We start from the raw sequence: 20,840 nt of genomic DNA on the forward strand, positions 1-20,840 counted from the left end.
TTAATGTAATTCGTAATTCGTAATTCGTAATTCGTAATTCGTAATTCGTAATTCGTAATTCGTAATTCGTAATTAAGAAAGTTAGATTTAATTTAGGTTTTCAGGCTTGTGTTTATAGCCTGATTTTGGAGAATTGATTTAAGTTATATAGTTAATGTCTGCCTGTAGCCCAAAGCGCAGATATTCTTGCAAGCTAGCTTGGAGGTTTGCCTGACGCTGCGGTTGCTTCAGGTAGTGAAAAACACCCATTTCGGAGCCGTCTTCTGCTCCTGTGCAAATTTCTACTGGACAGATATTGCTAAGTTGGGCATAGGCAGGTTGTCCATATTGTTCGGTAGTGAAGCAAGGTTGCATCTGGTTCAGCAACAGTAAGGTTTCTTCAATACCTTGGATACCTTCGTTTAGGGCTATCCAGCGATCGCTCTGTTGTCGATACAGACTACCAAGCTGCGTTCCAGCAAATAACACTGGGTGTGTTTGTGCTCGTTGCTGCACGGCAAATGCTGAGATATCAGTATCCGTTAGGTGGGCGATCACTTCCCAAGTTTTACCATTGCTAGTGGAACGGTAAATCGTACCCTCGGAAGCACCTGCGTAGAGGCTAGCAATTTTGAATGTCGTTCCTTCTAGTAAATCGGGGTCAAAGGCGTCATTGATGATTAGGTCGTTATTAGCATGTATTTGGATGATAGTGCGGGTTTGTCCGTTGATGGTGAGGGTATCGCCTTCTCGAAATTCTGAACAAAAGCGGGTATCGAGTCCGGTGACTTGGGTATAGCGGCTGGAAAGAGTGCCTGTACCATTGTGGGCGAAACTACTTAGAGCAGTGATGGTGGAATGAGATAACCCATCTTTAGCAGGCATCCAGCGCTGTCCAGAATCGCTGGAACAGAACACGCCACCGCCTTCGGTTCCAGCAAAAATATCGTCGGTGATTGGATTGATGGTTAGGCAAGTGATGTGAGGAACGGTCAACCCTGTCTGGCGGATTTCTGGGTCGAGAGGGTCGCCATCCGTCCAAGTCATACCATGATCGGTGGAACGAAAGACGCCGTTGCCATGAGTGCTTACAAATAGGTAGCCAGTGCGGGGATGCTGAGTGATCGCTCGCACATCCAGATTTGTTAATCCTTGATTCATTGCAACCCACTGTCTACCGCCATCGGTAGATCGGAAGACGCCGTTCCCAGACGTTCCCATCAAAATACCCGTTACCTGAAATGAGGTGTTAGTTGTTAAATCTGCATCAAACGGTGCGTGAACTTTCAACTCGGTGTTGGAAACAATTTCGGTGACTCTTCGCGTTTGCGTTTTTGTCCCTGTAACGGTAATTATGTCACCTGCGGTAAATTGTGTTTTGAATAGTGTTTGTTGTCCTGTAACAGTGTCGCCAATGCTGGTAATTGTGCCAGCGCTCATAGTGTATGACATCAAAGCGTTGATGCGGGTGTTGGTGAGGTTGGGGGTAATGGGTGTCCAAACAGTGCGCCGAATTTTGAAGCTATTGACAAAATCAGCATCGAATGCTGCATTGACGCTGAGTACAGTATCAGAAGCGATCGCCACTCCTGTCCGCCTCTGTATCTTCTCCTCGCCCGTGGGCAGTTGATTAACAATTATGATGTCGTCTCCAGGAAAGACTTCTTGAGTCAGCCGCGTATCACAGCCTGTAACCAGAGTGCGATCGCGCGTACTGCTGACCTTTCCTGTTCCGGCTGTGGTTGTGCCATTAACTGGATTGGTAATCAAAAATTCTTCACCCGTTACGGTGCGATCAAATGCGGTATCGATATACAACAGCGTATTCGACTCAATTCTCTGTACAGTGCGCTGCTGATCAGCGATCGTAATTATCCTCCCTGCTGCTAATTGTTCTTGGAAAAAAGTATTGCAGCCTGTTACCGCGACGAAGTTATTTGCATCCAAACCAGTACTGCTAAGAGTGCCAATACCAGAACGAATAGTTGACGTTGCTCTCAGCAGTGTGCCATCTGTTGTACCTGCAAATAAGGTATGGATTGTAAACGGCTTTCCATCATTGGAGAGAGCGGGGTTAAAGGGTGCATCTAGCTTAATTTGCTGATCTGAGATAATTTCGCGCACCATCCGGTTTTGACCTTCAGCAGTAATCCAATCTCCAGTTCTCAACTCCTGTGTGAAGAGGGTGTTGATGCCTGTAACGCTATTTGGGGATGCGGGTGTACTAGAGATACTGCCAGTACTAGGAATGGCGGCAGCAAGTAAGGCTGTGACATTCAAATTGCTCAGTTCAGCATTTAGAGGTATCCAGATTCCTTCTTCAAGCAACTGAAATACACCATTACCTCGTGTTCCCGCATAGACTTGCCCTGTTTCAGGGTCAATAGACAGGGTAGCGATCGCTGCTGGAGGTTCTTTTATTCGTTCAGATAAAATTAAATCGGGTTGACAGCGGTAACGGCGAGGTGTGCGCGAACCCTGCGGTACATAGCAGAAGCGTAGACAGCCCACTTGTCTGCGTAAGACAGAAACTTGATTACGAAAGATGCTCTCTTGGGCTTCTAAACTGCGGACAGTAACAGCACCCAGAATAGTAGAAGTCTTCACATCGACATCGGCTCCAGAAGCAGCGATCGCCCCTTGATTACTATCCTCCCCAGCATCAATAATACTATCGGTGATTCGGAGTTCCGGCACAGTATCTACCAAAGCGATCGCTCCACAAATACTCTGGTAAATAGCGATCGCCAGGAGCGAATTATCCTCATCTAGGTTCGTTTCGGGTTCTTGACACAAGGCAGCACAGCCGTGTTGAGGTTGTGCTGAATCATCGTCTTCACATACTGACGGCGGCGGTTGCAACTGCTCGATCACCCGCTGGATGCCTGCAAACAAGGTGCTCACCTGCTGCAAGACAATTTGTGACATTTGGGAAATCCGCTCTTGAGTCGATAAGCCATTACTACTTAGCCCGACTCGCAGCAAACGTTGCAACAGTGTCAGGCTATACATCAGCAGCGCCAGTAAAGTAACATCTTCTGGATCTGCGTCTATAATCTCGTATTCCGCCTTTTGTACTACTAGCCCTCCCGCCTGGGGAACCAGTGTGGAATGGGCAATTTGCAGCCGTTGCAGGTTTCCCGGTAACACAGTAAGTTTGCCTTCCACCAGCAGCCCTTCAAGGAAAAAGTCACCTGCATTTTCGGTATCGGGGGTTGCTATGCCGCGAATTGTGAGATTGCCCAACAGGTGGGGGCGATCGCCATTACTAGCAACTAGATGCAGCTGCTTTTCTGCGGGAATTTGGAACGCTAAATTGCGAGTATAGGTGTGGTTGCCCTGGAGTTCGATAATTACACGCTCTGTATCGGGAACAATATCTAGTCTGCCTGTCCCTGGTTCTTTACCAGGAGCGATAAACAGCAACATTGTCTTCGGTGGTTCCGGTGGCAATGAGTAGGAAACAACCTGAATCAGATCTATCTTTTGTCCATTACGGTTGACGGCAAAAGCTCCCGCTGTCGAAATCTCCAATACGTCATTCGAGCCACTTAAACTAGATGGGATGGACAACTTGAAATCACCTACAAACCCCGGCTGAAAATTCTGGCGTACAGCGTTGCTGACTTTCTCAATTCTGCCGTCAGCGTTGATTGTCAGTTCTACCAGCGGAATGTAAGCCGTTGGCATCTGTTCCGACTCTTGCACAGGTAGCGCCCGAATTTCCCAGTGAGGCTCCCATTCTCGTTCTGGGTAAAAAATCACCAGTCGCACCGTTTGACCGGGATAGCAGCCCACAATCACCGAATGCCGGACATTTAGCCGCATCATTCGCCCCTGAATATCCACCGCTATACCGGGCGTCACCACCACGTCAATTTCTCCACGATGAGCGATCGCTTTTAAGCCCTGCAAGATACCCGCCCGCATATTTGGAGACAGATTGAGATTGCGTTCTTTTTGCTTGTTATCTAAATCAACTCGATAAATCTGTTGCTCAGGACTGACTACCAGTCGCGCCACAGGGAAATTGATTAAGTCATAGCAATGTTGCCACTTCCGGGCGTATTGATTCCAGATTTTGACCATCTGTAACAACGCCGACACATCAGAATTTACCTTCCAAGTAATTTGTCCCGGACTTGGCGGTTGCTGGGCGATCGCATCTGTTCGTTCGTAAACACCACCGCCCACATCGCCGCTAAAGCCATAAGCATAGGTTACTTCTACCTGCTCAGGCGGCTCGCTTAAGAACGCCAACCGTCCCAATTCTGGATCGACTACGAGCGTACTAGTAGCATCGGACTGCCAATTTGAGAGGTCGTCTACTTGATACGGCTGCCGTTCTCCCTTGACAAATACTTGTACTGGCCGCGCTTCTGGTGGATACGCCTTCAACAGTTCCCGTGTGAGGATGCCAGGAACGTTGATTTCTTCTGCCAACTTGGTGATTTCTCTCTCAGTTTGCGGAGTGTTGAACAGCGGAATTTTGTCATAGCCAAGAGGATTAAAGGTGAAATAGCGCCCTTGCGGTTCGGAGTCAAGCCCTGGTACAGCGCGGGGATTGCCTCTTTCAACTAGATAGGATTGTAACCGCCACAAGTAGAGGATAACGCTGTTGGGATTATACCTACCGCCGCCACGACTAGGGCTAATCTGGGTAGTATAAGCAACTCCTGCCTCAAAGGGAGTGCCTAGCCGCTCTGGTTGACGGATGCGGCGCAGATCGACGGTGACAGCTTGGGGGCGAATGTGGTTGACGTTTTGAGTTGCTGCCACCAACCTTTGAGATTCTACCGCCCTTACGCCCCAGCCAGTAACATCTCGCGCCAGTTGTTCTAATACAGGGGTCGTGCCTTTGCGTTGGCGATAGGCGAGGGTATTGGCAACGAAGGCGCGGCGCTCCTGTCCAGAGGTGCGGTGGCTTTCGGCACTCAATTCACGGACTGCTAGCAGGTTGCCGATGTAGGGCACTACCCAATCGTCGCAGGTTTCGATAAACCAGTTTTCATAAAGGTTTGCAATATCCTCTTCGACTAATTGCAGTTCGCTCTCAATGATGCTGAGCAGCGATCGCAGCGCTCCATCCTGGGACTCGTCACGAATCCGGTAGATGGCGGGGATAAGAGAGTAAAGACGTTCGGGTTGCTTGCCGTTGTGAATCATAAACTTGCCTCCACTCGCAGACTAATTCCAGCCGGACTGATTGCTAATAACTGGGCAGGTTGGATCTGGCGATTTACAACATCCCAACGGGCGGGCAATGCTGAAACAGATGATTCCAGACTGCGGGTCAAATCGCGGCGATGTAGCGCGTCCAGATCGACGGCCACAACGCCTGTGACTGCTTGGAGAGTGGCGATCGCTTCTGCTGTCGTCACATCCTGCCCAAAGTCGCGTTGCTCAAAGGTAAACCGCTTCATTAGCGCTGCTTTCACCTGTGCCAGCACTTTATCTGGCAAGTAGCGCTGATCAATTAACAGTTTTGCCTCCAAGTTAAACGCCAACGGTTCGTAGGAATCAACCTGCACCTGTTGCACCGGATCACGAGCATCATCAATTGCCTTCACTAAATTGATGTACAGCGCTGAATCAGGCAGCACGGCTGCACCTCCAATTGCCGCTACAGTAATATGCACCTGCTGGGTTTCACCTGCCCACAATAACTTTGCTTGAGCCTTGCCAATACCAGCAAAGGCCCGTGCAAAGTCTTCGTAGTCTTGCAACGATACAATTCGCCCCAGAGTGCGGATAGTTAAAGGGGCGCTTGTCTGCGCTTCTAACATGGTTTCTGGGTCGGCTGCGCCTGTGGCTGGCAGCGGATTGGTAACTTCAGATATGCCTAGAGGACGTGTCTTGAGTAGAGTTAATTGATTAGCACCCACTCGTCCCGCCAAGCCAATGCCGCTGCGGTAAGTGGCGGTGATATTTTCCAAGCCTGTAGGCAGTCGCGCCCCGCTGATGCCATCACCAGAAGTAATTGTGACTGTTTGATCATTGGCGATGCGGGTAATGTAAACCTGTTCTAGAGGCGATCGCTGGTATAAGGAAGGCACTTCTTGCCATAGCACATCGTTGACTCTAATCTGAAGCGTGGTTTGAGAACCGCTGGGTGTAGATGCAGATATGTATGTTAACGGCGGCTTGTTGAGAATAAACTTTTGGTTCGCCACTGTGCCATCACCGTTACCCAACACCTCTTGAATTGTCTCGCCATGAGTTGCCCGGACTACGTTGGCGTAAATCTGCACAGTTTGCGGGTCGTAGCTATTTTGAATTGGCTCTGTAAAAGTCAGCAATGGTTCTTGCTGATCGCTGGGTGGAATGGCGATCGCATTCATTTCACTAACTGCTTCATCCTCGGCTGTTGCCCCTAAGAGCCGTATATCTTCCATCTCAGCAGTCATGACTATGCCTGTAAAGCCATCACGGTCTTTGAGCAACCATTTTTGTCCCAGGTTCTCAGCTTGCTCCTCTCGACCTTTTTCAGGTAGAGGTATAGGTGGAGACATAATTTGCAAGCGATCGCCTGAGCGAATTGGTACGGTGTAAAGCTGATCGGGCGAAATCAGGATACCAATACCGACGGCGAAGAGATGTTGATTGAGCACTGCGATCGCTCGAAACTCAGTGTTTACCTTTCCTGTAGGGTTGATTTGTTGATCTAGGCTAGTCAGTCCCGCATTGCTGGGTTTCCACAAATTGCCATCATCGCGGGAGCGGAACACACCGCCGCTCGCCGTACCAGCAAACAAATCGCTAGTAACAGGCTGAATCGTCAAACACAGAATATTCAAATCGGTGGGATTATTGGCAACAGGTTCCCAAATCGGGTTCTGTTCTTGATTGGACTTGAGGCGAAAGATCCCACTACCAGCAGTACCCGCCAATACTCGTGTTACTTGAAAGTTGCTAGCCTCGGTGATATCTTCTCGATCAAATTTTCGGTCAATATCTAAACGAATATCAGAAATAACTTTCGTGACTCGGCGTGTCTGCCCTGCAACAGTAATTGTGTCACCGACTGCAAAGTCTGTGGTGAATGCTGTACCCGGTTCATCCGGTTCAGATATCAATCCGAGTACCTTGGCGTCAATACTGGTTACTTTTCCAGTTCCCAATTTGCGGTAAGCCACCAAGCTAGTAACGTTGGGATTAGCCAATCCCGCATCCAATTTTTTCCAGGTGATGCCTTGATCAGTAGAGCGGAACACACCATCAGCAATAGTTCCAGCAAAGATGTCTCCATTAGAGTCAACTGCCAAAGTCTGGACATCGACAACATCCAATCCTGTCTGCATCCAGGTTTGTCCATCATTGGCATAGCGTAAAACACCGCCGTTGAGCGTCCCCGCCAGTAAATCACCACTATCTATTACTATTAGGGCACGGACATCAGAATACACTAAATTCGTATTCACTTCCTGCCACTGAATTTCTTTCTCTGTTTGGAATACGCCGTTTGCTGTGCCCACAAACAATCTATATCCTGAAGTTGGAGATTGATCACTGGTTTCTGGTTGAATGGTTTGAGTAGCGATCGCCTGAATCATCAGATCTGTTAAACCGCGATTGATGGGTTCCCAGGTGCTACCGTTGTTGAGCGAGCGGAAAACACCACCGCCGTTAGTTCCCACAAACAGCGTATTGCTTTCAAAAGACTGACTTGCTATAGCGTCAACATCAGCATCAACAAATAGAGAAGTCTCTGAAATAACGCGTGTAACAACTCTGGTTTGATTATTAATTGTGATTGCTTGACCAACTTTTAACGTGAGAAACTCAGTATTGGTGCCTGTAATGGCAGTGCGATCGCTCGAAATCCTGCCTGTTCCCTCGCCCTCGTAAGTAAAGGTTGTTCCGGGCGGTAAATCTAAACTGAAAGCAGACTCTAAAACCAGCGATGTATCAGAAAAAATATCCTTAACTTTTATTGATTGTTCACCAACTTTAATCTCAGCACCCACTTTCAACTCTCTAGTGAAAACGGTATTGCTGCCTGCAATCATAGTGTCACTACTGGCGATCGTCCCTGTTCCTGCTCCAGTATATATAAACGGAACTTCGGATAGCTCATTGGTGAATCTTGTTTTCACCAATAAAGAAGTGTCTGAATAGATACTATCAATTGTCTGAGTTTCACCATTTACTGTAATACTTGCACCAACCTTGAGTTCCTTGGTGAAGGTGGTTTCTGTTCCCTGGATGGCGGTGAAATTTCTGGTAATTGTCCCTAATTCTGGTTGAAGATGGGAAGTAAATGTAGTAACTTCGGTGTTAGCTAAGCCAATATTATTACGTAACCAGCGATCGCCATTATCCCCAGACTGCACAACTCCACCCACATTCAAGACTTCGGCTCGAATGCGTTTACCGCTAATAACCACTGGATGCTGAGGCTGTAACCCTTTGATGTACTCACTTAGCAGTACTTTATTTGTCCAGATGGGGTCAAAAAAGATATTTTCTTGCTGTACCGCAACTGTTAATGGATCTTTAGTCAGTAAAAGCGTCTCACTTTGCGCCAGCACCATCGTATCTCGCAGATTGAATTTCTCTAGCTGGCTAATTACTGTATCCGTGAGAATTCGCGTGATTTTCGTGTCTAAAGTGAAGTCCTTGCGCTGTGTTTCAACAACATCTGTGACTTTGCACAGTTGGAAGCGATTTTTATTATGTAACACCACCCAGCTATCAGCAATAATCCGGGGATAGAGTGTATCTAAATCAATTTTAAAATCTTGCCCCGGTTGTGGAGTTGGAATATTGTAGTTTGTCCAGCCTGCTTCACTCACTTTCTCAAAACCAGTAAAGGCAGAACCCACAAAGATTTGGTTTGGATTGGCGACAACAGATTTTACACAAGCTGTAACGGCAGTCAAGTCAGGATTTTTCGAGGCACTACTAAATACAGTCCAGTTCTCGCCTTGGTCTATGGATTGGAAAACGCCGCTAGCTGTGAATGCAAACAGATTACCCGGTTGCTGACTCACTTGGTTGATTGCGATCGCCCACACATTGGTATCAATTAAACCATTGTTTTTCTGTTCCCAGTTTCCCCCACTGCGCGATTGATAAACTCCATCGCTTGCAGCCACAAACGCATCATTGCCAAACGCTACCAGCGATCTAATTACCTTATCTGTATCTGTGAGATTTGTGGGATTCCAGCTTTCTCCTTGGTTACTAGATTGGGAAATGCCGCGATCGGTTTTGGCAAAGATAAAACCTGGACAAACTGCTAGCGATCGAACAACCTGATTAGATAAATTATTTTTACCGTCCCAATTATGCCCTTGATCATTGGAGCGATAAACTCCAACATCCGTCGCCGCAAAGATGTAATTCCCGCTACTACTCGTTAGCACGAGGGAGGAAGCACCAGGAGAACTGGAAGGACGAAACGCGATGAAAACCGTTCCAATTGGTAGGTTAATCTCTGCACCATTCGGCAACGGAGGAGGAGGATTGCGAAACGAATCGTTGATAGTGACTTGTGCTGGATTTGTAGCATTAACCGCAATGACAAATCTAATTTGTTGCCCAACAACGATCGCATCTCCTGGTTGTAGGTTCAGGGGAATAATTCCGTCTCCCCTAGTAATCGTCATTGTGGTTCCATTTGTGGATAGAGTTGGTGGCGTAAGGGTGAAATTATCAGTCGCCAAAGCATGAACAACTGTGTTGGGAATGCCCGTGATTTCCGGCTCCGAGGTTTGTGTCCCACCTGCTCCGCTAATCTTGACTTTCACCGAACCTATACCAATGGGCGACCAACTTTCGCCATCATCTGTAGAGCGAAATACACCCCCACCCGTGCTACCCGCCAACAGTTCCCCATTCGATGCTGCCAGGATGGTTTGAATACTGAAATTCGTTAGTCCAGTGTTATTCAGCGTCCAGGTTTCGCCGTTGGTTTTAGAGCGAAAAATACCGAGGGGTGTTCCAGCAAACAAGGAACCTGTTTTGGGATTGGCGACGAGACAGCGAATGTCGAAACTCAGCAAACCTGTATTGACTGACTGCCACTGAGAATTACTACCAACGTTGTAGCGATAAACGCCACCCTTAATTTTGCCGCCGTTTGCTAGCTTAATCTCGTCAGGCATGGTGTCCCAACGGGGGGCGTTGAAGCCAAACAGGTTTGCCCGCTGGCGAAAAGCGATAACAGCGGGGTTGCGGGGTGGTTTTTCTAGAGTAGGGGGTAATTGCCGTTCCCAAGTGACGACGGTGTAACCATCTTTGGCGTTGGGTGTAACGGTATCGAGACTGAGTAGATAATGAGGCTTGTCTGAGTCGTCTCCATCCATTAGTAGCAGTACATCTCCGGGCTGCAATCCGGTACTTGTACCATTGAGGTAAAGTTGGCGGGTATCAGTAATCTTTTGGGAACGGTTGGGGCGGGGTTTGAGGGCGTTCCATTCCACATGAGCGGTGAAGTCTTCGCTAGTCTCGAAAGTCTGTGGTAGTTCGTCTTGTTCAGGAATACTGAGGATTTGTGTACCTTTGGCAATGGTGGCGACGGTGGGAGAACCGGGGGCATCTTCGACGGTAAACGCCAAAACTGTACTAGCGGCGACACCCGGATTCAGTTCGTAGCCAATCATCCGCGCCAATTCTAGTACTGAGCGCCGCTCGGTGGCGGTGAGCAGATAACCTTCGTTGATGATCCGCTCTTGGTAAAAGGTGAGGACATCGGCAACTACAGCGCAGGCATCCAAGAGAGCGATCGCGGGGTCGTCGTTGGTGCGTGTATTTAGCTGGCGTAGGGAGATGCCCTGGGGCTTGTCGGGCGTGACTATGGGGCAAGTGAGGCGGCTAAGGAGGCGATCGCGAAACGAGGCATAGTCCCCAATCCGGTAACTCAGGGCGGGTAAACCAGGGCGATTGCGCGGTTGTTGCGGTTGTTCGGGACACGTCATAAGCCTCCCTCCAGCAATAATTCAAGTCTGCCTTGTCCCGGCATATTGGCGTCGTTATCTAGGCGAGCAATTTCCAGTCGCCCAAGGACAATTCGCCCTAATTCCAACTCGTTTTGTGGAGGCAATCCCCAGCGCTGAAAACGCTTTGCGGTAACAGACTGTACACCCGTCACTTGCATCGCCTGTGCAATCACCTTGCTCAGATAAACCGGCTGACCAAAGCTGAAATTATCAGGATGGAAAAAGCCCAGGCGTCCCTCACCCAACACTTTATTACTGAAGGCATTCAGCAAGGCTTCCTTCACCTGACTCTGAAAATAATCGGGTGCGACTTGAACCTTGAGGGCAATATCCAACGGTATAAAGCTCGGACTTTCGATTTCTACATCCTGACCCGTTAGGCGAAATTGTTCTAAAAAGCTGGTCAATTCCTGCTTAAACGTCTCATCAATCAGCAAACCATTCTGCCGATCTACTGTGATAAAAATCGTGTACCAACTGCCCGTCCAGCGGCGGGTGGCCAGCGCTCTAGAAACGCCAGGAAAGCGCTGGACAATTTCGGCATAATCTGCTTCTGTTACCGCCCGTTGCAGTGTCCGAAATGCTTGGGGCGCATAGAGCCGCACTTGCTCAATTGGTTCTGGGTCAACGCCGCCTCTTGCTGGGAGGGGGTTACGAATGGGATTTGTGTTTGCTTGCAGAACTTCTTGGAAATCCCATGCTTTACAGAAGAGATGAGCGATCGCTTCTGCTCCCACATTCCCCGCTGTGCCGTTGCCAATGCGATAGATTGCCGTTAGGGTAGCGTCTGCTTGGGGCTGTCTACCCACCTGGCCATCACCAAACCGTAGATAGGCACGTCCATCATCCTCCATTTCTACGACAAACTCGCGGGCAAAGCGATCGCTATTCAGCAAATCTCGCTGGGGATACCAAAAGTTGATCTCTTCAGTTGAGGCATCCTGTTCTTCTAGGAAAATGGCAGGCATGACGTCACGCATCTCCCACTTCCAAACAGCCGCAGCTGAAGCGGTGGGGTCAAAACGGAAGTCTCGTACCCGTCCCTGTTGAGTTAGCGGTCTTTCCCGCAGACGCGCCCGGTAGCGGTTTTTGGCTGATACCCAGTCGAGCATACGTTCTGAGCCATCCACCGTATAGCCGTGATCGACCAAAATAACGTTACCTCGGACGATGCTGATGTTATAGATGGGGCGATCGCCCACCATTTGGGAAATGGTAATAGGAAACGGTAATGCATCTTCTTGCGACCACTCAATCTCTACCAGGCTCACATCTTCCAACGGGTCACGATCTGACGTTACCTTTGTTAACCGCACCACATGACGATGAGTCAAATCGGCATCTGCTGGTTCACCGCTTTGCGCTCCTTTGACTTCCTCAATGATCAGCACAGTACCCGGCTGTAATAGTTGCGCCAGTTTCCCTGTTTCATCCTTCAGTGTGGCAGCGATCGCCCCGGTAGGTAACACACACGTTAGATCACTCCAAGTATAAAAATGTATTTCGTTGCAGACAGGATCAAGCTTGGTATCCTCCATCGCCTCAAATACCTGCGCTCCCCGGTTAATTGCGATATCAAATTCTTTTTCAGATAGGATGCTGGGAAGACCAGGCACATTTGTTAAAAAGCGTATTTTGGCAGTGTTGCGATCGGGCAATGTCACGGGTTGATTCACCCGCAGTGTTAGCCAAGTGCGGGCGTTACAGCCATCGTGCATCGGGTAGTTGAGTAGACGGGCATGACGACGCACCGACACTCGCTTACGAGCAGTTCCCAAGTATGCCTCTGTTGCCACCGCATCCTGGAAATAACTGAGGTAATCTGCCTTATAAGCTACCAACTCTACCAACATAATCCCTAGGTCAGCGGGACTCCGCTCTTGCCAATGCGGCATTGTCACCGCCAACCGATCCAGCATCAATTGGCGAAAACTAGTATAATCTTTTGCCAGATAGTCAATTACTGGGGGTAGCGGCGGTTTTTCAGTTGGTTCAGTAGGTGTCTTACAGTCAAACTCGCTCAAATCTGCCACCTGAAATAAAAATTCTACCTGTGCCAGTTGCGAGTCAAATCCGGTTGGCGGTTTTTCATTGCCGAATGCTTCTACCAATCGCATCGTGTACGTAAATACGTCTTTAGGTGCTGTCACCATAATTGTTAACAGCCGACTTGAAGCACTCACCGATTCAATGGGAACCTCAATCACCGTTGTTCCCTCAAGCCTTCTTACCTGAATGTTTTCGATGGTTAAAGTATTTTGCTCCAGGATGTGGATGAAATGAACAAACAGCGTTTTTTGATCTGTAGCGACTTCTAAATAATCAATGCCATTCAGAATCGGCAGCCCGTCTGCATCCTTGCGTTTACGAACTTCGTTTCGGCGTCGTTCATTTTTACATCGATATTGTGTACTAACCATTGCGAGAAAACTCCACAACCTGACGCTCTTGGGTTCGCCGCACTCGATACTGCACTGTAATCTGTAAACTGGCGTCTTCGTTCTGCACCTCCACCGCCTCTACCTCAATCACCTCCCCTAACCACTGTTCCAGCGACCCCTTCACTAAAAACTCTGTCGCTGCTGCCAGTTCTTCACTGTTGGGTGCAAAGATGAGTTGTTGTACACCGCTGCCAAAGTCTGGACGGTTAACTCGCTCCCCCGGCAGTGTAAACAAAACCTGCTCAATCATCTGGCGAATGTGCTGTTCTGGGGTTGCATCCGCCACTCGTCCTCGTCCATCAATTTGAAATGGATAGCCAATCTGCATAGTTCTACCAAATTGTCCAAGGATTATTGGGCTATTAGATCCCCTGGGCTATTAGATCCCCGACTTCTTAAAGAAGTCGGGGATCTGACCACCGCGTATTAGAGGGGGGGCAGGGAAGATATCTTTTGCAATGCAATAATGAGCCTTTGATATTCGCGAACGAGCCTTTGATATTCGCGAACGAACCTTTGATATTCGCGGACAAGCCTTTGATATTCGCCGACGAACCTTTGATATTCGCGGACAAGCCTTTGATATTCGCGGACGAACCTTTTATATTCGCGAACGAACCTTTGATATTCGCGGACAAGCCTTTGATATTCGCCGACGAACCTTTGATATTCGCGAACAAACCTTTTATATTCGCGAACGAACCTTTTATATTCGTAGACCCTACTTCCTTGCTCACTTCGATCGCACTTTTTCGCATCGCACCCTCACGAATTACAAATTACATCCCTCTAACACGCGGTTGAGCAAGTATGACAGTCAACGGAGTTCCCGTTGGCACGCAAATTGCCTGACTATCTTGAAGCAATACTGGCAATCCCATGACTTTCACTCGTACTGCCGCTGTCACCCAGTTTCCGACCACGCAGGGGCCCACATTAACAGGAGGCGGCGGATTGGCACAGCCTGCAATCACATAAGGCGGCCCTTGCGTCACCACAGGCATCCCCATCACCCGGACGCGAGGATTAGGGACGGTGGGTTTCGCCTGTCCCCCATGAGCGCAAATAACGGTACTGCTTACATTCAATACAAAACCCGGCATTAAATTACCTCCAGAGCGCCATTGTTGACATTGACTGCAACAGGAGAAATTTTGATATTGGCAGCAGTGTTGCTGAGTTCAATTGCTGCTGGTGAAATTTTCAAACTGGCGGGAGTAGCACTCATTTCCATGCCAGAAGAACTGAATTTGGCGGTGGCTGGTAAGTTGCTTAACTCAATTCCAGAGGAAGTGCTGAGTTTGATTGTGGCGGGAGCGCAGGTAAGGTCGATGCTGTTAGCGGTCAGTTTGACTTCAATTCCACTTTCTTGGAGTTGGATGTTATCCGCCCGAATGGTGATGGTGGAGTTATTGCGGTTTTTTAACTCAATCACATCAGCCTTAAGTTTTATGGTGGTTTCATCTTTGTTATTCAGTTCAATCCCGTCGGCGTTAAAGACTAACTTGAGTTTGCGTTCTACCACAGGACTTTCTACCTCCAGGGTGACGCCTTTGTTTTCTCCCAAATTGCTCCAGGTTAGTGTAATGCCCTCAGCCCTAAATACCTGCACCTTAACGGGATCTTCAACCCTGGCATTTTGCGGTAGTTCCCCTTCATTCCAGAAACAGCCGCTCCAGATGGGATAATCAGGATCGCCTTTCTCAAATTCCACCCAGACGTTTGTGTTAATTGGGGGAATGGCAAAAAAGCCAATATCTTTTCCAGCGTAAGGTGTGCTGGGCATTGCCCAACTAACTCGACCTTCTCCATATACTGCGGCCACCTGAACCTGAACCCGGCCCAGATGAAGCGGGTCTTTGTTGGCGGCAACTTTTCCTCGGTACTTACCAAAAAATTGCGGCATAGATTTATCTCCTCACAGCCGAAATCGTGCTGCCTCGCCCTTCACGGGTGATGCTGAAGCTTTGTTTGTATTCCCCTTGGCGAAGGCGATGGGTGACGCTTTTGACGTAGTAAGTACCGTCGTAGGTGTTGCCGACGCCGCGCAGATTCACTAGTTCTCGCAACTTTAAGAGTTCGCCGTAGCGCAGAGTGTCAAGTTCACCGCTGACGGTAAGAACGTTGTCAGTTGATTGGTTGACTATTGCTTGGGTACGTGCTTGTGCTCTGGCTAGGTCGTGTCCAGTTTCTTCAAATGTCTTGATGTGTGGGACACCTTGGATTTGTTGAAGCTGGAGGGCAGATTGTCGCGCTAGTGGGGAGCGATCGCTTTTCATCACTTGCAACCGCCGGATCTGGTTTCTCTGCCGTTCTTGAATACTGCCTTGCATCTGCGTTGCTGATTGAGCATCAAACTGAAAGTTAATTGAGTCGGCATTACTAAAGGCTCCCATGTTGACTGTGATTGCTTTTTGGGGATTTGTACCACGTGGAGGCGGCCCCCAGTAGGCGGTATTCTGTCCTACTCCTGGCCCTGGTGTTACGTAAAACACGTACCCAAAACGATCTGCCAGTAACCCCAAATATTCCAAATCACTGCCAGATTGGGCGGGTATGCGCTCATTTCGAGAGGGTGCGGCTTCGACTGGGGGTTTCTGAATATCGGGGATGAGTTTGTACTCTGAGTAATTGCTGATAATTTTGCGAGCGATCGCCGATTCACTTTGTTGCGGATGTTGAATCTTCAGCTTTGACTTAGCCATCATCACGCTCACATCTTCCCCTGTCACCGTGAGTGTAGAGCGTCCTGGCTCCATACTGGGCGAAAATTCTTGGTGTGTAATGATGCCATCCATTAATACCTGTGCTTTGGCATTCAGTGTAATTACTAGGATGACTCGGTTAAATGGTTCGAGTAGCGGACTTTGCAGTAACCGATCATCCTGCAAATCGCGTGACCCCGATCGCCCGACTTGAAAAACTATCTGGAACCCTGAGCGATCGCTGTCTTTATGGCTGACTTCCACACTCTGTAACGCCTCTGTCAACAGCATCGGAGCTAGTTGAGGTGTTTTTTTCCCAATTCGTAGCGTTAGGGTAATTCCGGGCATTGTCGCGTCCTCACATCTGAGAAAGTGGCTGAGGAACTGGAATCCGCAACACTTGCACCGGCTCTGCTAGTAAGTCTTCTGGCTGCATGGCGTTGTTGGCGTCGCAAACCTGCCAGAACTGCTCTCCTTCTCCCAGTGTTTGCGCCGTGATTAAATCCAGGCGATCGTCCCGTGTTACCGTGACTTCTACCTGTAGAGGCAGCATTTCGCCCTGTGGCAAAAAGCGCCGCCGCTTATAGGCAATTTTGCGATCATCGGCGGTGGTGTACTCAGCAGTTTCCAAGCGGTAATAGCGGCTGTTGGGGTCGAACATGGGGACGGTGAATTACAGATTTGGGATGTTAACTTGAAAGACTGTAGTAGCTTCAGCAAGCGATATTTGCCCTTGCTTAGCTAAGTTTTGTTTTTCGCGATGATGTGTCAGAAATAACTTAGAACCGCGTTGTCCCCAAGGAAGATCGTCATAGTTGAGGACACGTAAGCTGAGGGAAACTTTAGCGCGAATCGGATTGAGATTTACATCGTATGCTTCTTCGTTGATACTAAAATCGGTCAATCGGACGGGTAGCACTCGTTTTTTTCCCCACACTAGTAATGTCATCGGAGCTTCCGTCGGAATGATTTCTAACACTCCTTTAGCGGCATTTTCCATGTTTTTAGACACCCGCTCAACGTCAGGATAAATTAACGTTTCTAATGCCGCCAATTGGGGATAAATGCCTAAATTGACTGCCGTGTTTTCTCCAGTGGCCAGACGGTCAGTAGCATCAATTTCAATTTCTAATCGAATAGTTTCAGTTGGCGCTCCCTTGAGCCGAAATACTTCTGAGCGAGCACCACTTTCTTCAATTGCTTGAACCTGCAAAGTCCGAGAAAGCGTTTCTGGGTTGTACTGAAAAACAATCGTTCGATCCACTCGATTGGTAGTTGGATCAATTGCCACGATGGCTCCTTTAACCAGGCGTGGAGAAAGAGTAAAGGCAATCATAAAGGCTAATTTAGATTTCTAAATTATGAATGGATATTCACTGAAACGGTGCTGAACAATGATGAACTTTCGAGGGTTTAAAAAAGGACAAGCCTGATTGTGCTCAGTCGAGATTTTTGATTTATTTTTTGCAAAATTTAATTAGTATTACTATAGTTGTTATGCTGGATAAGATAGAGTTTTATGTGAAAAGGATACTGTTTTCCGCCAGTTTTTACCAGATTTGTAACTCTTCCTATAAATACGTAACGATTATTCACTTTTAGCCAAAGAATTGTTAAAAATCATAATGATTTTAGCGATCGCCCAATAATTGTTTTACAAAAGTTATACCCTTCACTCATCAGACTTATTGCAAGGGGCAAACGTTAAAGGCATGATTTTTTTCCCATTGACCTTTAACAGTCAACTGTTAACTGTTAACTGTTAACAGTTAACTGATTTAACCCTTACCCAATAGTTTGCAACAGTGCTTTAACTCACGTTTTATTAACTAGAAAATCTCTAATTTTGAATAGCTTACCTTCGAAATAATCACCTATATGACTTCTCTTCAAACCCAGACTTCTCAGCCTCCAACTCTTCAACCTCTGCAAGATGCTTGGCAACGCTGGTGGACAACGCTCTCTTGCCAGACTAATGAACTATGGCAAACTGTCACTAGCCGCGACACTAGCAAGATATACAAAGAAGCTGTTTGGAAAACTTGGCAGATTTTTACTCAACTTGCTCGGTTGCTGCTGCTATTGCTGCTGTCTATTGTGGGTGGTTTTCTATTTGTCTGGCTGCTGGGATTCCATACAGGACGCGGATTTCGCATCTGGTTAGAAGCAGATAATCCCACACCGATGACTATTTTGAAAAAATTTGTTGCTGTCTTACTACTACCCTTTCAGCTTGTGACGATCTGGGTTGATCGCACGCTCAAACAAGCCTTTGGTTGGGACTTAAAACTCACTCAACTATTGCCAGAACCCGATCCAGAACTGCTCTCTCAAAAGAAGAATCCGTAAGTTTAGACACCAAAAACCCTGAAGCTATGAAGAAACTGGTGCAGCTTTTTCAGCAGTAGGAGAATCTACTACTGGAGGAATTGGCGCGGGACTTTTATCATCTTTTTTGGGCGGATTGGTGTTATCAATTAGCCCATAGGTAAGGAAACCCAAGATGAATGCAGCCCCAAATAAAAAAATCAGTGTTTGCAAAATTGATAGCATTAGCATATTTCCTCAAAGATTGTTCAAAAAAACAATGATTTTACGCTATTTATGAATAGTAAACAAGCAATCATTGGGTTCAGGCGGCTGCTTTTGCAAGCAAGTTTCACAATCCAAGATTTTGTCAGCATATCCGGCTCCAGTACCAAAGCCCTCTACACCTTTCTTGATATTTCCCTTTGCCCACTTAATTCGGATAGTTAGATAATAAGTCCCACAGGCAATATTTTTTTCAGGATCAGTCATCTCACTATGGTTAAAATGCACACCCTTGGGTGTATTCTTATTGACCTCTGTGACTGCTCCTTTGGTCATTTGCATCAGTCCAGTTGCACTGCTCGAAGAATTTTTGGTTTTTGGATCAAATCCACTTTCCTTCCAAATCAAACAGAGCAGGAATTCCTTATTAAGGCTGGAATTGTTATTGCTGAGAATATATTTCTCTACCTGATCAAAGGTCAACAGAGAACTGACAGCTTTTTTGGTTTTTTTCTTCTGAGGTGAGCTAGCTTTTTTTTTCGGACTTTTGGTAACTACATTTTGAGCAATCTGGTCTGCTTCTACTTCAAGTGCATCACTCTGTGTTCCAGCAGATGATTGGCGTTGTAGTGATGGAGTTAATCCTTGATGGCTCTGTTGAACTACATGTGCTAGTTCGTGCGCCAGTATCCTCTTACCCGTTGTTGTGTTTGGTGCAAATTGCCCTGTTCCAAACACAACATTTTGTCCCACTGTGTAAGCTAAAGCATTGATCGCCTGTGCTGATTCTGCTGCTTTAGAATCGGTATGCACGCTTACCCGGCTAAAGTCATGTCCAAAGTGAGATCCCATGAAGTTGAGCGTTTGATGATCAAGAGGTTGACCGGACGAACTCAAGACTTCATGCACAATTGGCGGAACTTCAGCAGGGGGTTCTGTTTGATTTTTAGAGCGTCTTTGGAGGGTTAGTGATTTCTCATCGCAGGCGCTACACTTTCCCGTTAATCCTGCCGAATTTCCACAACTACACTTTCGCTGGAGTAAGGGCGATCGCGCTGGGGTAAAGGAGGATTTTGGTAGTGGTTTAGTTGTCGTGTGCGATCGCATTTTTTAAATCCCCATTGTCTTCAGTTATGCTCAGCGTGGTCACTTAACAAAAGGCATATCGAGAATTCCACTTTAAGTTAAGGAGGTGAGGTTGACAGAGTTAAAACACCCTGTGAATCTTGGTTTAACTAATACCTTCATCCTAATCTGAGAGTCGTTTACTTGCTCAATATTCATCCTTGTTTGTAGTTAAGTGCGAGTACCTTTTATTTTTAATGATTATTCCTTTTTTTATTAGCGATCGCACCTTCACTTATGATTAGCTTTCGTAAAGCAGCGAAACCGAATGATCTTTATTAAAAAAACGTACGACCATACTATCTATCAACAAAGACAATTCGCAGTCCCGTTGATTCATTAAATGGGTTGTGCTTCGGAATCGCCTCTCGGCTAGCAGAACTGCATTCCCTAGCAGGGTAGCTGAAGGCACCTCCGCGGGCGATCTTCATGTACGAGTCCTCACTCATTGAAATCGGGTCTACTAAGCAAACTGTTGTTGGCTTGTACAACTTGAAATCATCTAAACACCACTCTGCTACATTTCCATAGAGGTCATGAATGCCCCAAGGGTTTGGAGCCTTGCGTCCCACAAGATGCTTTTTGTCGTTGCTGTTTATCGTATACCAGGCGTGTTCGCATAGGGTGGCTTCTTGGTCTCCAAAGTACCACCTAGAGCCAGTTCCAGCTCGGCAGGCATATTCCCATTGGGCTTCAGTTGGAAGATCAATTCGCTGATTGTCTTGTAGAAAGACTTCTTCACTTAGTATCCGCGACAAATTCTGGCAAAAAGTCTTTGCCTCCTCCCATGTTATTCCTTCGGCTGGAAGTTCATTGCTCTCTGCATTGTCTTCAAATAGGCGTGGCATTTGTCCGATCACGCCCTGCCATTGCGCCTGAGTAACAGGTGTTCGCCCAATCCAGAATCCTTGACTGAGTTTGACACGAAATTGAGGTTTTTCAGTGATATCCGCTAGTTGATCGTCCTCTGGATTTCCCATTATAAACTCTCCTGGAGGACACCAAATCATGGCAATCTTTAAGGAAGCCGCCGTAACAGGGATCGTCATCGCCTGACCTGATTTTAGGAAAGTATCAAACATAACTTAAATATTAAATAAAACTTTGCTACTCCA

General features: G+C 47.4%; 13 protein-coding genes. 1 reads left to right on the forward strand and 12 read right to left on the reverse strand.

The features are described 5' to 3' along the window. Nucleotides 1-138: 138 nt before the first annotated feature. The 9 genes from FNW02_RS20950 to FNW02_RS20990 all read right to left on the reverse strand — a co-directional run bounded on the left by FNW02_RS20950 (nt 139) and on the right by FNW02_RS20990 (nt 17,404). Nucleotides 139-5,145: a WD40/YVTN/BNR-like repeat-containing protein gene (locus FNW02_RS20950; RefSeq protein ID WP_191759435.1), complete on the reverse strand. Its 5,007-nt coding sequence runs from the start codon at nt 5,143-5,145 to the stop codon at nt 139-141. Continuing rightward, nucleotides 5,142-10,901: a putative baseplate assembly protein gene (locus FNW02_RS20955; RefSeq protein ID WP_191759436.1), complete on the reverse strand. Its 5,760-nt coding sequence runs from the start codon at nt 10,899-10,901 to the stop codon at nt 5,142-5,144. The genes FNW02_RS20950 and FNW02_RS20955 overlap by 4 nt, the downstream gene beginning before the upstream one ends. After that, entirely contained in the window at nt 10,898-13,342 is a 2,445-nt protein-coding gene (locus FNW02_RS20960; RefSeq protein WP_191759437.1) for a putative baseplate assembly protein, read from the reverse strand. The genes FNW02_RS20955 and FNW02_RS20960 overlap by 4 nt, the downstream gene beginning before the upstream one ends. Continuing rightward, the gene (locus tag FNW02_RS20965) at nt 13,335-13,691 is read right to left on the reverse strand and encodes a GPW/gp25 family protein (protein ID WP_162399784.1); all 357 of its coding nucleotides are present in this window, start codon (nt 13,689-13,691) and stop codon (nt 13,335-13,337) included. Before FNW02_RS20965 ends, FNW02_RS20960 begins: the two co-directional genes overlap by 8 nt. Before the next feature lie 451 nt (nt 13,692-14,142). Next, complete coding sequence (locus tag FNW02_RS20970) at nt 14,143-14,466, reverse strand: hypothetical protein (protein ID WP_191759438.1); 324 nt, start codon at nt 14,464-14,466, stop codon at nt 14,143-14,145. After that, nucleotides 14,466-15,269: a phage baseplate assembly protein V gene (locus FNW02_RS20975; RefSeq protein ID WP_191759439.1), complete on the reverse strand. Its 804-nt coding sequence runs from the start codon at nt 15,267-15,269 to the stop codon at nt 14,466-14,468. The genes FNW02_RS20970 and FNW02_RS20975 overlap by 1 nt, the downstream gene beginning before the upstream one ends. Before the next feature lie 4 nt (nt 15,270-15,273). Beyond that, nucleotides 15,274-16,416, reverse strand: a complete 1,143-nt coding sequence (locus FNW02_RS20980) for a hypothetical protein (protein WP_191759440.1) — start codon at nt 16,414-16,416, stop codon at nt 15,274-15,276. A gap of 10 nt (nt 16,417-16,426) precedes the next feature. Further along, nucleotides 16,427-16,729 carry a hypothetical protein gene (locus FNW02_RS20985; RefSeq protein ID WP_191759441.1) on the reverse strand — a complete coding sequence of 101 codons (303 nt, stop codon included), beginning with the start codon at nt 16,727-16,729 and terminating at the stop codon, nt 16,427-16,429. Between the two features lie 12 nt (nt 16,730-16,741). Beyond that, nucleotides 16,742-17,404: a CIS tube protein gene (locus tag FNW02_RS20990; RefSeq protein WP_191759442.1), complete on the reverse strand. Its 663-nt coding sequence runs from the start codon at nt 17,402-17,404 to the stop codon at nt 16,742-16,744. Nucleotides 17,405-17,946: 542 nt separating this feature from the next. Here FNW02_RS20990 and FNW02_RS20995 point away from each other — a divergent pair. Beyond that, a complete protein-coding gene (locus FNW02_RS20995; RefSeq protein ID WP_191759443.1) occupies nt 17,947-18,417 on the forward strand; it encodes a hypothetical protein in 471 nt (156 codons plus the stop codon). Nucleotides 18,418-18,441: 24 nt separating this feature from the next. Here the strand turns inward: FNW02_RS20995 and FNW02_RS21000 are convergent, their stop codons facing one another. The 3 genes from FNW02_RS21000 to FNW02_RS21010 form a co-directional block, all read right to left on the reverse strand. Next, nucleotides 18,442-18,621 (reverse strand): hypothetical protein, encoded by a 180-nt coding sequence (locus FNW02_RS21000; protein WP_191759444.1) that lies wholly within the window; start codon nt 18,619-18,621, stop codon nt 18,442-18,444. Between the two features lie 45 nt (nt 18,622-18,666). Continuing rightward, complete coding sequence (locus tag FNW02_RS21005; protein WP_191759445.1) at nt 18,667-19,707, reverse strand: eCIS core domain-containing protein; 1,041 nt, start codon at nt 19,705-19,707, stop codon at nt 18,667-18,669. A gap of 317 nt (nt 19,708-20,024) precedes the next feature. Next, nucleotides 20,025-20,774: a formylglycine-generating enzyme family protein gene (locus FNW02_RS21010; protein WP_191759446.1), complete on the reverse strand. Its 750-nt coding sequence runs from the start codon at nt 20,772-20,774 to the stop codon at nt 20,025-20,027. Nucleotides 20,775-20,840: the final 66 nt, after the last annotated feature.

The sequence above is a fragment of the Komarekiella delphini-convector SJRDD-AB1 genome (assembly GCF_014831675.1).
Classification (GTDB): domain Bacteria; phylum Cyanobacteriota; class Cyanobacteriia; order Cyanobacteriales; family Nostocaceae; genus Komarekiella.

Excerpts from the sequence above, each read along its gene's own strand:
- FNW02_RS20985 (WP_191759441.1), bottom strand. The coding sequence starts at position 16,729 with ATGTTCGACCCCAACAGCCGCTATTACCGCTTGGAAACTGCTGAGTAC.
- FNW02_RS20960 (WP_191759437.1), bottom strand. The coding sequence starts at position 13,342 with ATGGTTAGTACACAATATCGATGTAAAAATGAACGACGCCGAAACGAA.
- FNW02_RS20975 (WP_191759439.1), bottom strand. The coding sequence starts at position 15,269 with ATGCCGCAATTTTTTGGTAAGTACCGAGGAAAAGTTGCCGCCAACAAA.
- FNW02_RS21000 (WP_191759444.1), bottom strand. The coding sequence starts at position 18,621 with ATGCTATCAATTTTGCAAACACTGATTTTTTTATTTGGGGCTGCATTC.
- FNW02_RS20980 (WP_191759440.1), bottom strand. The coding sequence starts at position 16,416 with ATGCCCGGAATTACCCTAACGCTACGAATTGGGAAAAAAACACCTCAA.
- FNW02_RS20955 (WP_191759436.1), bottom strand. The coding sequence starts at position 10,901 with ATGACGTGTCCCGAACAACCGCAACAACCGCGCAATCGCCCTGGTTTA.
- FNW02_RS20965 (WP_162399784.1), bottom strand. The coding sequence starts at position 13,691 with ATGCAGATTGGCTATCCATTTCAAATTGATGGACGAGGACGAGTGGCG.
- FNW02_RS20950 (WP_191759435.1), bottom strand. The coding sequence starts at position 5,145 with ATGATTCACAACGGCAAGCAACCCGAACGTCTTTACTCTCTTATCCCC.
- FNW02_RS20995 (WP_191759443.1), top strand. The coding sequence starts at position 17,947 with ATGACTTCTCTTCAAACCCAGACTTCTCAGCCTCCAACTCTTCAACCT.
- FNW02_RS21005 (WP_191759445.1), bottom strand. The coding sequence starts at position 19,707 with ATGCGATCGCACACGACAACTAAACCACTACCAAAATCCTCCTTTACC.
- FNW02_RS20970 (WP_191759438.1), bottom strand. The coding sequence starts at position 14,466 with ATGCCGGGTTTTGTATTGAATGTAAGCAGTACCGTTATTTGCGCTCAT.
- FNW02_RS21010 (WP_191759446.1), bottom strand. The coding sequence starts at position 20,774 with ATGACGATCCCTGTTACGGCGGCTTCCTTAAAGATTGCCATGATTTGG.
- FNW02_RS20990 (WP_191759442.1), bottom strand. The coding sequence starts at position 17,404 with ATGATTGCCTTTACTCTTTCTCCACGCCTGGTTAAAGGAGCCATCGTG.